Annotated in this window: 11 protein-coding genes; all 11 read right to left on the bottom strand. The window is 44.5% G+C overall.

All coding sequences use genetic code 11. From position 1 onward, the window contains the following. Nucleotides 1-4: 4 nt before the first annotated feature. Complete coding sequence (locus G596_RS0106320; RefSeq protein ID WP_022760996.1) at nt 5-1,615, bottom strand: helix-turn-helix domain-containing protein; 1,611 nt, start codon at nt 1,613-1,615, stop codon at nt 5-7. Between the two features lie 3 nt (nt 1,616-1,618). Further along, complete coding sequence (locus tag G596_RS0106315; protein ID WP_022760995.1) at nt 1,619-3,094, bottom strand: histidine kinase; 1,476 nt, start codon at nt 3,092-3,094, stop codon at nt 1,619-1,621. After that, nucleotides 3,087-4,178: a substrate-binding domain-containing protein gene (locus tag G596_RS0106310; protein WP_022760994.1), complete on the bottom strand. Its 1,092-nt coding sequence runs from the start codon at nt 4,176-4,178 to the stop codon at nt 3,087-3,089. The genes G596_RS0106315 and G596_RS0106310 overlap by 8 nt, the downstream gene beginning before the upstream one ends. A 22-nt stretch (nt 4,179-4,200) precedes the next feature. Then, nucleotides 4,201-4,914 carry an ABC transporter ATP-binding protein gene (locus G596_RS0106305; RefSeq protein WP_022760993.1) on the bottom strand — a complete coding sequence of 238 codons (714 nt, stop codon included), beginning with the start codon at nt 4,912-4,914 and terminating at the stop codon, nt 4,201-4,203. Then, nucleotides 4,911-5,762: an ABC transporter ATP-binding protein gene (locus G596_RS0106300; protein WP_022760992.1), complete on the bottom strand. Its 852-nt coding sequence runs from the start codon at nt 5,760-5,762 to the stop codon at nt 4,911-4,913. Before G596_RS0106300 ends, G596_RS0106305 begins: the two co-directional genes overlap by 4 nt. 3 nt (nt 5,763-5,765) lie before the next feature. Beyond that, complete coding sequence (locus tag G596_RS0106295) at nt 5,766-6,962, bottom strand: branched-chain amino acid ABC transporter permease (RefSeq protein ID WP_022760991.1); 1,197 nt, start codon at nt 6,960-6,962, stop codon at nt 5,766-5,768. A 3-nt stretch (nt 6,963-6,965) separates the two neighbouring features. After that, nucleotides 6,966-7,853: a branched-chain amino acid ABC transporter permease gene (locus tag G596_RS0106290; RefSeq protein ID WP_022760990.1), complete on the bottom strand. Its 888-nt coding sequence runs from the start codon at nt 7,851-7,853 to the stop codon at nt 6,966-6,968. Between the two features lie 29 nt (nt 7,854-7,882). Beyond that, the gene (locus G596_RS21230) at nt 7,883-9,091 is read right to left on the bottom strand and encodes an ABC transporter substrate-binding protein (protein WP_022760989.1); all 1,209 of its coding nucleotides are present in this window, start codon (nt 9,089-9,091) and stop codon (nt 7,883-7,885) included. Nucleotides 9,092-9,351: 260 nt separating this feature from the next. Continuing rightward, nucleotides 9,352-9,747 carry a cytidine deaminase family protein gene (locus G596_RS0106280; protein WP_022760988.1) on the bottom strand — a complete coding sequence of 132 codons (396 nt, stop codon included), beginning with the start codon at nt 9,745-9,747 and terminating at the stop codon, nt 9,352-9,354. Between the two features lie 53 nt (nt 9,748-9,800). After that, entirely contained in the window at nt 9,801-11,513 is a 1,713-nt protein-coding gene (locus G596_RS0106275; RefSeq protein ID WP_022760987.1) for a recombinase family protein, read from the bottom strand. A 290-nt stretch (nt 11,514-11,803) separates the two neighbouring features. Further along, nucleotides 11,804-13,579 (bottom strand): 23S rRNA (uracil(1939)-C(5))-methyltransferase RlmD, encoded by a 1,776-nt coding sequence (rlmD, locus tag G596_RS0106265; protein ID WP_044928094.1) that lies wholly within the window; start codon nt 13,577-13,579, stop codon nt 11,804-11,806. Nucleotides 13,580-13,610: the final 31 nt, after the last annotated feature.

Here is a 13,610-nt window from a genome sequence, read left to right as displayed (position 1 = left end):
GCCATCAGTTTCTTACCGGAGTCTTACCATCCTTATATTCCGTAGGAGTAACTCCCACATTTTTCTTAAAGCTTCTGCTAAAGTAGTTGGGGTCTGTGTATCCGCACATCGCACAAATTTCCTTCATGGACATATCGGAATTGTCCAGAAGCTCCTTGGCCCTCTCCATTCTGACGTTTGTCAGATATTCAATAAAGTTATACCCACTCTCGTCCTTGAAAATCTTACTGAAGTAATAGGGCGAGATATTTACTATTCTTGAAACATCATCAAGGGAGATGTCCTTAGCGTAGTTGTCCTCGATGTAACGCTTTGCGGTTTGTATCGCGTCGTTGGACTTTTCCTCTTTTTTAATTAATACATTCTTGCAGGCGGAGGAAATCTTATCAACAAACCATTCCCGCAGTTGCTGCGGTGTCTCCAGAGCCATGATCTCCGGAAGGTAGTTATTTCTTCCCTGATAATGGTAGGTCTGTCCACCATTTAAGTACATGAGTCGTTCCGCATATAATGAAAATTCCAGGACCTTTAGTCTCATGGCCATGACGTCGCCGTTTACAACCGCCTGGCTCATCCAGTCCGCATATTTGTTGGCTATAACGACTGCCTCATCCACGGCTCCCTTGGAAACAGCTTCAAACAGCTGCTTTTCAAGATCAATGGGATATCCCTCGTCATAGTCGCAGCTGATAGGAAGATCATCGGCATGGGCGACAGTTCCTGTGGTCGCAATAAGAGCGTTCAGAGCTTCGTGATAGGAGTCGCCGAGTTCACGCAGAGGCTTTACTTTTCCTATTCCAACGCGGAACTTGATGTCAGTTTTCTTCCTGAGATACCTTGCAAGGTCCCTCGCCTTATCCACCGCCTCTGTTCTCTCAGCATACTCGAGTTTATTATCCGGATGCGGCACCAGCACTGCGATTTTATTGGCCATTACGTTTCCGATTTTGCAGTCAAAAAATTCCTTTACGCAGTCTCTGATTTCCTGATATTTTCCGGAGAGCTTTACGGAACTTCCGATTGCGTTTGTCATGTGGTTTCCCTCCTGGGAGTCACCGCAGACAATTGCAAGCATATATCCGTAGTTCTCATCAATTCCAAGTATCGTCTTATAGCTGTCGATATCCTCGTCAAAGTGCTCCTGGAGCAGAATGTCGTAAATAAGCCCGTTCTCGATGATGGGCTCGACCGTCTCGAGCTTTTCTTTAATAAGAAGATCGTTGCTTCTCTTTTCGCGCTCACGATCTATCTGTGCCATCGCTTTTTTCAAAACTTCGATGACTTTCATCCTATCAACGGGTTTGTTGATGTAGTCGAGAACGCCAAGCTTTATGGCCTCTTTCGCATAGTCAAACTTGTCGTACGCAGTCATGATGATAAAAATTGTGTTTGCGGAAAATTTCTTGATTTCCTTCATAGCTTCGATGCCGTTGATTCCGGGCATATGGATGTCCATCACGGCGATGTCTGGCCTGAAGCGCTCCGCAAGCTCTATGACGCTGCGTCCGGTCTTGGCAAACTCGATGTCACAGTCTGCGCCGAATTCCTTCTCAATTATGAATTTCATTGAATCAATGACGATACCCTCATCGTCAGCAAGCATGATTCTGTACATGTTTTATACCTTCTCTAATGGTAGTCTTATGATTACCTCGCAGCCCTTGTCCTTCCCCTCACTTTTAATGGAAAAAGCGTCGTCATTTTCCGTGAAGATGCGAAGTCTGGATATTACGTTATCCATGCCGATTCCGTTGTTGTCGTACTGATGCTCTTTTCTGTGCCAGCTTCCGCTGAGTATTTTGTCGATGTCCTCAGGTTCGATTCCCTTTCCGTTATCGGCTATGCTTATGCAGGCATTGTCGTCCTCGCGGTAGACGCGAAGGCTTATCACGCCCTTGTCCCCCATTTCCCGGATGCCATGGTTTACCGCATTTTCAACAATCGGCTGCAGTATCATATTCGGCATGTGAATTCCGAGAAGTCTCTCATCGATCTGCTTGTTGTATTTTATGTCTCCCGAAAATCGAACATTCAGGATTTGTATGTAGTTATCAACCAGGGTTACCTCTTCTTTTACGGTAACCTCCGTGCCGTGGTTTTTAACATTATATCTGAAAAAGTCGGCAACTGTCTGGACATATTCGTAGGTTCTGTCAGCGCCCTCCATCATTGCGAGCTGGGCACCGGCATTTAAGGTGTTAAACAAAAAGTGCGGATTGATCTGAGCCTGCAGGTATTTTAGCTGTGCATCCTTAAGATGTGCTTCCATGGTGAGCTCTTTTTCCTGCATCTTTCGCTCATTTTCCATACTGTCGCGGAGCCTTATGATGTACTCCTTGATACTGATGACCATCTGTCCGAAGGCATCTGTAACTATACCGATTTCGTCGTGATATGGAGTCTCGGGAAGCTTGGTGTCAAAATTTCCGGCCGCCACTTCGTTTGCGGAAGCGGCAAGCTTCTTGAGAGGTCTTATCATCATTCCGACGATGATGGTGATACTTATGATATTTCCCATCATCACCAGCGACAGTACCAGGACGCTAAGTCTCTCGAAGGTTCTGAACGCCGCGGTCAGCTCGGTGTAGTTTTCTGAGTTACTGATAAACTGTTCGTTGTTCAGACTTTCAATATACGCACTTATATAATCGTAAAGCTCGGTGGATTTTTCATAGAAGTTTCTGTATTTTTCTACATTTCGTCCACGCTTTGCTTCGATTGTCTGAGACACCTGATCAAGATAGTTCTCGGTCATGTTTTTGATGTTGCGCCTCATTCTGCTAAAGGAAAGGTCTGTCACTTTTCCGCCAAGCTCTTCCGAAAGTGTCTGCAGAGTCTGTGCATTTCGGTAGTAATTTTCCAGAGAGTCCGTGGTCTTAGAACTCAGATATCCGGTCATGCTGTCCTGAACTCCGGTCAGCGCCTCATTCAGCTCATTCAGCTGTCTGTTGTCCTGGTAGACCATCTCCATCTCCTTGGACATGCTGTTGATGCCAAAGATCAGGAAGATGTTTACTATAAAAATCAGGAAGTTTGCAAGCATGTAAATGCTGACGATTTTTTTCTGCAGGGGGAGGTTATAGAATTTATTCATCGCTTTTCTCCCTCTTCATGAATGCATCAACATTCTGATTGTTGATGAGGGTTACGTCAGCGGTGAAATACTGGCTGGTATTGCCGAAGTGGTAGTAATCCGACAACGCATCGATGCAGTATCTTCCCATCTGCTCTGTATCTATGGAAATTGTGGCGTAGACGATATTCTTGGAAATCGCAGTCATGATTTCTTCCGAGTTGTAATATCCCAGAATATTCACGTCTCCAACCTTGTTAAAGTCGACAACCGCCTGATATGCGCAGACTGTGTTCAGCTCGTTCAGGCACACGATAACGTCCGGGATGTCATCATTCATGAAAATATCACGAATAGACTCCTCGACCGAGAATATGTTTTTGTTGTCCACCGGTACGAGGGATATTGAAAACTCGGAGTCTGTGGCGTTCTCCTGCTCAAGTGTCTCCTGAAGCGCAGAGATGATGATGTTCTGACCCGAATCCCTGGTATCCGTATTAACAAGCACCGCTACGTCCGTGGTAGTGCGCCTTATTGCGGCCTGAGAATTGGCAAAATCGTCACTTCTTTTTTCCTTAATAAGATTGAAAATCTGTCTGCCATACTCTCGTCCGATGTTGTAACTGCCGACACCAACGAAGCTGAGTCTGTCCGAGTGCGTGCTGTCACTGTAGAGCGTGACTACCGGAATCTTCTTCTCATTTGCTTCGTTAATGAGCTGTGTCATCTCCTCATTTTCACTGGCAAAGACGATGATTCCGTCAACCCTGGATGCGATGGCAATTTTCATAAGCTGCTCGCAGGTGTACTGTCCCTGGATGTTCTGGCCAAGCAAATCCACATAAATATTCTGTCTCTTCGCTGCGTCAAAAGCGCCTTTATAAATCGCCTGCCAGAAGTCGCTCTTGTAGTTGTCGGTGATCATGACATAGTATTTATCATACTCTTCTGCATCCGAAGATTTCCTGTAATCTTCCAGATAAAAGCGAAAAACAAGTGCTCCTACCACAAGAGTCATTATGGTAAAGAGCACAGTTGTTATAAGTAAATACTTTTGATTATTAAGTTGGTCTGATGTTTTATCAGTTTTTTCCTGTGTCCCCATACGAAGAATTGTAGCAGATTAGTTAAGCGCTGCCAAGGTATGCTGCGCGTACCTTTTCATCTTCCAGGAGCTCGGTTCCGGTACCTTCCATGGAAATTTTACCGTTTTCTATGACGTAGGCTCTGTCTGCAACGTGGAGAGCCATGTTAGCGTTCTGCTCGATTAGCAGGACTGTTGTTCCGGCCTCATGTATCTGGCGGATGATCTCGAAAATCTCCTGCACTACGATTGGTGCAAGTCCCAGGGATGGCTCATCCATCATAAGGAGCTTGGGCTTACCCATAAGGGCTCTTCCTACAGCAAGCATCTGCTGCTCTCCTCCTGAAAGCGTACCGCCTTCCTGCCAGGAGCGCTCCTTAAGTCTCGGGAAAAATCCGTAAACTCTCTCGATATCCTCCTCGAGGTCATCTTTTCTAAGATAAGCCCCGATTTTTAAATTCTCTAAAACAGTAAGGTTGGGGAAAATCCTTCGTCCCTCAGGTACCATCATGATGCCCTTTGATACGATGCTTGTCGGATCCTTTCCGGTGATGTCATCACCTTCAAAAACTATATTTCCGCCCTTGGGTTTAACAAGTCCCGATATGGTTCGAAGTGTTGAGCTCTTACCTGCGCCGTTCGCGCCGATAAGTGTAACTATCTCACCTTCATTTACATCAAAGCTGATACCTCGAACAGCCTCGATGCCCCCATAGCTTACCTGCAAATTATCTATCTGTAAAACTTTTTCACTCATTTCTCGTCCTCGTCTGCAACTCCCAGATATGCCTCTATTACGCGCTGATTCTTCTGAACCTCCTCGGGTACACCCTGCGCGATCTCGCTGCCGAAATCGATAACATAGATGTAATCCGAAATATTCATAACGAGGTCCATATGGTGCTCGATAAGAAATACTGTCAGGTCGTATTTATCACGGATCTGACGCACAAAATCAGCCAGTTCGTTAGTCTCCTGCGGATTCATGCCCGCTGCAGGCTCATCCAGAAGAAGGAGCTTCGGTTTTGTGGCAAGCGCTCTTGCTATCTCAAGACGTCTCTGAAGTCCGTAAGGAAGGCTCACTGCAAGCTCGTCCTTGTAAGCATCAAGTCCCTGCTCCACCAACAGTTCCATGGTCTCTTCTCTCATGCGCTTTTCTTCTGCGAGATTTCCCCTGAAAATTGCGGAGAATACGTTCTGCTTTGCATGCTGGTGCTTCGCTATGAGCACGTTGTCGAAAACTGTCATGCTCTTCCAGAGACGGATGTTCTGGAAAGTTCTTGCGATTCCGAGTCCGGTTATCTGGTCGGGTGTGGGTGCAAGCACTGCTTCCTTTGCATATTTGTCGGCATTTTCACCCTTATAGGTCTTAGCCGCTTTTCCTGTCGGATGATTTCTGACCATGGGCTTTCCCATGAATTCTATAAGGCCGTTCGTAGGCTGATATACTCCGGTAATACAGTTAAATGCTGTGGTTTTTCCTGCTCCGTTAGGTCCGATGAGAGCGATTATCTTGTGCTCCGGCACTTCCAGCGTCAGGTTATTTACCGAAACAACGCCTCCGAACTGCATTGTTACATTTTCAAGTCGTAAAGCATTTCCCATATCCTAGTGTTTCCTTTCTCTTTTTCCGGACAATACTTTCATGAGTCCGCTGAGGCTCAGCTCGTTGTTTCCCATTATGCCCTGTGAGAAGAACAGCACTATTACCATGATTACTATGGAAAATACCACCATTCTGAAGCCGTTTCTAAGAAGCGGCACTTTGAAGCCGCCAATGTACTGTTCGCTGTCGAGGAATCTCAGCCACCACTCGGAGCACGCAACATAAAGGAAGGTTGCGAGAATGCTTCCGCTTACTGAACCAATTCCGCCGATAACTACAATAAGAAGAATCTCGTAAGTCATTACTGAGGTAAACGCTTTTGCCTGTGCATTTGCAACGTACATTGCAAACAGCGCGCCGCCCACTCCCGCAAAGAAGCTGGAGATGACGAACGAGAGCATTTTGTGTTTGAAAAGATTGATACCCATAGCTTCTGCAGCAACTTCGTCGTCGCGGATTGATTTAAAGGCGCGTCCGTAGGAGCTGTGGATCAGAAGAACTATGATTGCGATGCATACGGATGAAATAAGGAACGGGATAAATGTTGAAAGTCTGACCAGTACGTTCCCCGAAGCATCGGTGATATTGAAGCTTGAGAAGGTCGGGAAGCCCTTAATCATGTTGGCTCCGTTTGTGATTCTTCCAAGCTTTTGCCACTGGAATATTGCACGAAGTATCTCAGCAAAGCCAAGTGTAGCTATTGCGAGGTAGTCGCTCTTAAGTCTGAGAACCGGGATTCCTATAAGATATGCGAAGAATGCAGCAACGCATCCCGCAAGGATAAGTGATATGAAGCAGCCAAGTATCATGCTGATCGCACCGCCGGCTCCGGTCGTTCCGAAGATGGCACCAAGTCCGTCAATTATAGAGAATTTTAATGCGCAGCCTCCGAAAAGGTAGTAAACCTGCTCTTTCTGGTCTGCAGGAACTGTAAGTATTGCGTAGGTGTACGCACCAAGGAGCATGAAGCCTGCCTGTCCAAGTGAGAACAGTCCTGTAAATCCGTTAAGAAGGTTCATTGATACTGCCACCAGTGAGTAAACGGCCGCTTTTTTCAAAACCGTAAACAGCGGGCTGGTGGGCTGGAATACCTGCGGGAGTCCCGGAATCATAGCGCTTATGTTCTCCAGCAGTATTACGAGCAGCAGAAGTACTGCTATGAATATGTATGCTTTAAGATTAGATTGTTTCTGTTTCATAATTTATACCTTGTCTGTGGCAGCTTCTCCAAAGAGTCCCTGCGGTTTGAATACTAGAATGATGATAAGGAGTGCAAAGGTGAACGCATCGGAGAACACTGAGACGTCCCATGCTGAGGGAAGGCCCTTGATGATAGTCTCACAGATTCCGATAAGGAATGCTCCGATGACAGCTCCGGGAATTGAACCAATGCCTCCGAAAACTGCCGCCACAAACGCCTTGAGGCCGGGCATTGCACCGGCCGTAGGCGTAATTGCAGGATAGTTTGTGAAAAACAGTATGGAACCGATTGCCGCAAGAGCGGAACCGATTATGAAAGTTGCGGAGATAACGTTATTTATCTTGATTCCCATGAGTCTTGAAGTTTCAAAATCTTTTGAGACAGCTCTCATGGCCATTCCGACCTTTGTGCGGTTTATGAGTTGTGTAAGAGCATAAACCAGGATGAGTACCAGGAATGGTGTTATTATAACTACCCATTTAGTCTGGGTTCCCGCAACGTTAACCGTGTCAGATAAGAACGGTATTGTGGGATAAGTCATCGGCTGTCCACCGGTAACATAGGTTGCGGTATTTTGAAGAAGATAGCTCACACCTATCGCAGAGATCATAACCGACATTCTCGGCGCATCTCTAAGGGGCTTGTACGCAGCCCTCTCAATCGTAAATCCTAAGAATACCGTAAGCAGTATAACCAGGGGCAGTGACTCTCCTATCGGCAAAGTTGCCGTGAAGTATATTCCCATTAGTCCTGCCACCATGAATACATCGCCGTGAGCAAAGTTGATGAGGCGAAGTATTCCGTATACAAGTGTATAGCCGATTGCGATAAGAGCATATTGCCCGCCAACCGATATTCCCGAGAGCAATACTGAAATGACGTATTCCATAAAACTATTTTCCTTTTACTTATTGTGTTTTATTTTGATGCTGAACCTGTCTGTACTTTCTCGAATGCCCATGTTCCTGTAGCTGTATCAGCAGTCTTGATGTAAGCTGTGTCACGAACTGCATCTCCAATATCATCAAAAGCGATGGAGCCTGATACGCCGTCCCACTTAACACCGGGGATTGCTGATTTGATGGCTGCCTTGTCGCCTGAGCCTGCTGCCTTGATAGCTTCAAGAGCTACATAGTATGCATCATAGCCCATTGCTGTAACTGCTGAAATTGTGTCGTTTCCGCCGTTTGCTGTAAGTGCACTTGAGTTATTGTTAATGTAATCCTTGATACCTTTATCGAAGGTCTCGGAACCACCCTCCTGATAGAAGGTTGATACGAAGAGCTGAAGGTTTGTGCCCTTGGTTGCTTCAAGAACCATGTTGTCATCAAGTGTATCGGATCCAAGGAAAGGAATTCCGATATCAAGTGAAGCTGCCTGCTCCATGATCTGCTTTGCATAAGCGATTGATACAGGTGTGAAGATTACATCTGCACCTTCGCTCTTTGCCTTGTTCAGATATGAAGTAAAGTCAGAGTTGTTTGTAGGGAAAGAATCGGCAATTACCTCACCGCCTGCTCCCTCAAATACCTGCTTGAAGAATGCGATAAGTCCCTGATCATACTCGTTTCCGTTCTCACCGAGGCAGTATGCCTTCTTAGCTGAGAACTTATCCATAGCAAAGTTTGCAAGAACGTCTGCCTGGAAGTTATCAAGGAAACAAATTCTGAAGTAGTAATCATTTCCTGCTGTTACGTTAGGGTTTGTGCAGGTTACGCCGATTGCGGCAAGTCCTGCCTCCTCGAATTTAGGTCCGCCCGCCATTGAAACGCCTGAACCATAGGATCCAAGAACAAGAGATACATCCTTACCAACCAGTTCGGATGCTGCTGAAGGAGCCTTGTCTGCCGATGATCCGTTATCAGCTATTACAAGCTCGATGTTGTAGGTCTTTCCACCTACTTCAACTGTGGGAGTCTCGGAGTTTGCATACTGCATCCCAAGAATCTCTTTCTTTCCGCCGGAAGCAGAGTCACCTGTTGAAGGCTCGAAGATACCGATCTTGATGGTATCGCCTGAGGATGATCCTCCGCCGCTTGCTGCTCCACCGCCAGATGAACCGCAGGCAACAAGACCAAGCGCCATTACTCCCGCCATTGCCATTGCAAGAAACTTTTTCATTACCATTTTTAATTCCTCCTCACTAATTAAATTTTTAATTACATAAGCGGAACTACTATTGGATACAATAGTACAAAATTAAAGAACTCTTTACCATTTTAAACCATTAAAGTGTCATTTACAATTAAATCCATACTATTTTCTGACATCCACAGAAATCTGCCTATGAAAAAAAGGCGCCTTGAAACACTGTGTGATTCAAAACGCCTTCGTTTGTATACAAGTATACTCATTAAAAATATTTTTTCAACCGGATTTTTAACAGCTTAGTCAATCCACCATTCCGGTGTCAGCTCACCAAGCTTCATCACTCTGTCCGCTGAGTAATCAATCATGATATCAATGTCTTTATATTTTCCGGGCATGAGCTGAGTCATAAGCTCCCTGCAAGCTCCGCAGGGTGCTCCCTTCCCTTCATTGGGCGGGATGCAAAGGACTCTGTCGATCTCATAATCTCCATTGGTGATCATATTGAAAATTGCATTTCTCTCAGCACATATGCCAAGAGTTGAGCATGTGTCGATGCACACGCCCGTATATATTTTTCCGGATTTTGAACGAACCGCCGCAGAAACTCCTCCTGCCGTTACATAATCGGAGATTGTTACTTCTCCAAGTACTGACTTGGCTGCGTTATACATTTCTTCCCATATTTTATCCATGGAATCATCCTCCTAATACTTTTCAATCGTGGACAGCTATCGCATGGACAGCGTTAGCCTTTCGACGTCGTCCCTGCGGTCCTAGTCAAAAGGACTACTGTCTCGAGGCTTCTTTGATAGTCCCAACCAGAATCAGAAAGATCCACTTCCTGTGTCTCGGCCCCATTGTAGTATACCGGGAACCGAAATTTGATACTCTTCAAGAAGCGACCATCCTCCTGTTCCTCTTCAAAGATTTCAACACGCTCTACAAAAGAGTTAATAAAGCGCTTCTTTTCTGCGTCTGTGAATTCACCGTATATTTTATCAAAGCTCTTAAGGATGCGATAGATAGAGTCTTTGGAAAGCTGCTTCTTGTTTATGTTTTCGATTCTCAGGGAGATGGTATCAATCTCATCTTCTATTGCACCAATTTCCTCATATAGCTTATTCATGCGCTCCTGCATATCATCATATTTTCTGTCATAGAACCTGTCACTAACATCAAGAGCGTCCATCTGCTCAGCCAGTTTATTCTTAGCACCGATTGTCTGTCGAAGTCTGGTCCGACAGATTTCTCTTTCTTTTTCCAACTCTTCTGTATCTGTTTTTGCTCCCACTTTAGTTTTGAGAGCATCTTGAAACTTTGGGTTATTGACGAGCTTATATATAACCTCTTCTACGGCAGCATTTACTTTATCCTGCCCCCATTGATGATGGTAGCTACAGTTATGACCATCGACTTTAAGCCTATGCTTACATGCATAATAGAAGAAATCCTTATAGTATGTGCCGTCAACTTTCTTTTTACGATTAACATTAGAATACATAGCGCCATGACAAACAGGGCACCGTAATATTCCCGATAAAATATGTTCATGCTCAAGGCTATGCGTCTTTTCTCTTTTTACTCCAGTTTCTTTACGTTTTTGAGCTGCAAGTCTGAAGTCATCCTCTGAAATAATAGCCTCATGAATTCCATCATATAAATCATATTCGTCTTGTTTTACAACATGATATTCATTTCGCGTTCCTTGAATTTTCTCATTAGAGCGCCTGCCATAAGGCATCTTTCCCATATAAATAGGATTATCAAGCACCCCCTTTATGAAAGAACTTGCAAATGCATCAAGTGTATTATTCTGACGCTTTTTCTTCTTATATCCATGCGTGTTTAGGTAATCTGCCACACCATTTACACACATATTGGTATGAATATACTTGTCAAAAATAATACGAATGATTTCAGCTTCATCTTCTGCAATTATGAGTTCCCCGTCAACAAGCGTATATCCGTAGGGAGCAAAACCACCATTCCAGCGACCTTCTCTTGCTTTCTGCCTTCGTCCTTCCATTGTTTGAACAAGAATATTTTCTCGCTCAATTTCAGCGACAGCCGATAGAACTGAAATCATAAGCTTTCCTGCTTCCTTAGAACTATCTATTCCATCTTCTACACAGATCAGATTAACACCATAATCCTGCATTAGCTGTAATGAACTGAGAACATCAGCTGCATTTCTTCCAAATCTTGACAACTTAAAAACGAGAACGTAGCTTATTCCATCCGCACCACTTGCGATTTCTTCAAGCATCCTTGAGAACTCCGGTCTACCATTTATATTCTTGCCGGAGTGGCCTGCATCAGAAAACTCTTTTACAACTTCCATATCCTGATATTCAGCATATTTGGTTAGCTTATCTCGTTGGGCGTCCAAGCTATAACCGTCAACCTGAATTGCTGTAGAAACACGGGTGTAGATATAGCATTTTGTTTGTTTCTTCATTTAGAACATCCTCCTATGGAAGTTGCAATAATCCATTTTGCAATAATTTCTTTATCATCCCCATATCAAACCGCCAGTTAATCCATATAGTATTGTTGTAAGCCAAATAAACATTGTGATTTTATGATTCTTCTTGATCTTCAAGTCATTTACAAAACTCCATATTTTAGACATGCTCTGCACCTCCTAGCGCAATGCTAGCAGATACATGTAAAATCTATTATCAACATTGGTAAAATGTACGTAAAAAAACTCGTGACCACCAAATACCGATAGTCACGAGTTTTTATTTATATCATCTGAAAATGTTTTAGAGCTTCTTCAATCGCTTTAACCTTTTCTTCCGGGCATCCCGGTTGCTTGCTGTTTTCTGATTTTGGCTTATTGTAATTCTCTCTTTCTATAATCCCATGTTTCTGCTTCACCTGAGCAATGTTCAGATTTGTGACATGAAAACCATACTTTTCCTGTACCCAGTTCTGTATTTTCATATACGTAGCCTTTGTCTCTGCACTTGTAGCATCAATCTCATCAAGATTAATTTCTATCTCGATATGATCATCAGGCTTTTGTTGGGACAGAAGAACAACAGTCTCAACATGCACTGTGTTCGGGAACATGTCGCATGGGCGGACATGTTTTAGTTCATAGCCACCGTCCACAAGGATTTGGAGGTCTCTGGCGAGAGTGGCGGAGTCACAGCTGACATAGACGATGCGGTCTGGTCTCATCTTGAGCATGGTATCAAGGCAGTCTTTGTCGCAGCCCTTGCGGGGCGGATCAACAACGATAACATCGGGGTGAAGTGCCTTCTCCCTATCAGCCGGTATTTTCCCTTCATAGAAAGCAGGAAGGACTTCCTCTGCTTTTCCAACATAAAATGTAGCATTTTCTATATTATTGGAGCGTGCATTCTCCTTGGCATTTTCTATAGCCTGCGGGATGACTTCCACACCATAGACATGGCCCGCTTTCTTCGCCATGGACAGGCTGATTGTTCCGATTCCGCAGTAAAGATCCCAAACTGTCTCGTTTCCTGTAAGACCGGCATAAGAGACCGCCGTGTTATATAGTTTCTCTGTCTGAATCGGATTCACCTGATAGAAAGAGAGCGGTGAAATCCTAAACTTTATACCGCAGAGTGTGTCTTTTATGGAATCCTCCCCCCAGAGGGTATGGATTTCGCGGCCAAGAATTACGTTGGTCTTTTCATTATTGATGTTTACAGTTATGCTCTTAACGCCATTTACCGAGCGAAGTTTCTCAATCAGTTTTTCCTGATTTCTGATGTACTCGATTTTTTCTTCATTTGAAAAATGATTGTCTGACTTTATCTTTGCGTTTGTGCCATTTTTCCCACCATACTTAATAACAAGGCACACCATGATTTCTTTACTTGTGAAGCCCTTCCTGATAAGTACATGGCGCACAACTCCCTTGCCGGTAGTTTCCTCATAGGCAGGGATGCGGTTTTTCTCCATGTGATCAAGGACTATACTCAAGATTTCGCGGTTTTCCTCCACTCCAAGAAGGCAGTCCTCCACAGGGATTATCGCGTGTGTTCTTCCCGCATAAAAACCGGCAATGGTTTTCCCGTTCTTGTCCGTTCCTATGGGGAACTGAGCTTTGTTTCTGTATCTGAAATAAGCCGGAAGTCCTTTCTTATCTTCCTCCATCCCGATGATCGGTTCCATGACTGAGTCGATAAACTCAGGCTCGAAACCGCCCAGCCTTATGATATTGTTTCTGACTTTTTCGGTTTTGAATTCGAGCTGTTTTTTGTAAGCTAGATTCTGAATCTGGCACCCGCCGCAGGCCTTTGATACAGGACACTGGGGCTTAATCCTAAACTCTGATGGCTCGAGGATCTCATCAAGATGAGCATAGGCGTAGTTCTTCTTACTTTTCATAATGGAAACTTTTACAAGATCGCCTATAACTGCGTCCTTTACAAAAAGGGTATAGCCGTCAACCTTGCCAATACCCTCTCCGTCGTTTCCTATATCTTCAATCCTCACCGTGAGGATATCTCCCTTGTTGTAGGGGGAATTGATTTTCTTTATCATGCGGGCTCCTTTCCCCTCATCCGTCAGCTTC

The organism is Butyrivibrio sp. AD3002, assembly GCF_000420905.1.
Lineage (GTDB): Bacteria > Bacillota > Clostridia > Lachnospirales > Lachnospiraceae > Butyrivibrio.
This window is presented reverse-complemented; position numbering and strand designations above follow the sequence as displayed.

Excerpts from the sequence above, each read along its gene's own strand:
- G596_RS0106320 (WP_022760996.1), bottom strand. The coding sequence starts at position 1,615 with ATGTACAGAATCATGCTTGCTGACGATGAGGGTATCGTCATTGATTCA.
- G596_RS0106315 (WP_022760995.1), bottom strand. The coding sequence starts at position 3,094 with ATGAATAAATTCTATAACCTCCCCCTGCAGAAAAAAATCGTCAGCATT.
- G596_RS0106310 (WP_022760994.1), bottom strand. The coding sequence starts at position 4,178 with ATGGGGACACAGGAAAAAACTGATAAAACATCAGACCAACTTAATAAT.
- G596_RS0106305 (WP_022760993.1), bottom strand. The coding sequence starts at position 4,914 with ATGAGTGAAAAAGTTTTACAGATAGATAATTTGCAGGTAAGCTATGGG.
- G596_RS0106300 (WP_022760992.1), bottom strand. The coding sequence starts at position 5,762 with ATGGGAAATGCTTTACGACTTGAAAATGTAACAATGCAGTTCGGAGGC.
- G596_RS0106295 (WP_022760991.1), bottom strand. The coding sequence starts at position 6,962 with ATGAAACAGAAACAATCTAATCTTAAAGCATACATATTCATAGCAGTA.
- G596_RS0106290 (WP_022760990.1), bottom strand. The coding sequence starts at position 7,853 with ATGGAATACGTCATTTCAGTATTGCTCTCGGGAATATCGGTTGGCGGG.
- G596_RS21230 (WP_022760989.1), bottom strand. The coding sequence starts at position 9,091 with ATGGTAATGAAAAAGTTTCTTGCAATGGCAATGGCGGGAGTAATGGCG.
- G596_RS0106280 (WP_022760988.1), bottom strand. The coding sequence starts at position 9,747 with ATGGATAAAATATGGGAAGAAATGTATAACGCAGCCAAGTCAGTACTT.
- G596_RS0106275 (WP_022760987.1), bottom strand. The coding sequence starts at position 11,513 with ATGAAGAAACAAACAAAATGCTATATCTACACCCGTGTTTCTACAGCA.
- rlmD (WP_044928094.1), bottom strand. The coding sequence starts at position 13,579 with ATGATAAAGAAAATCAATTCCCCCTACAACAAGGGAGATATCCTCACG.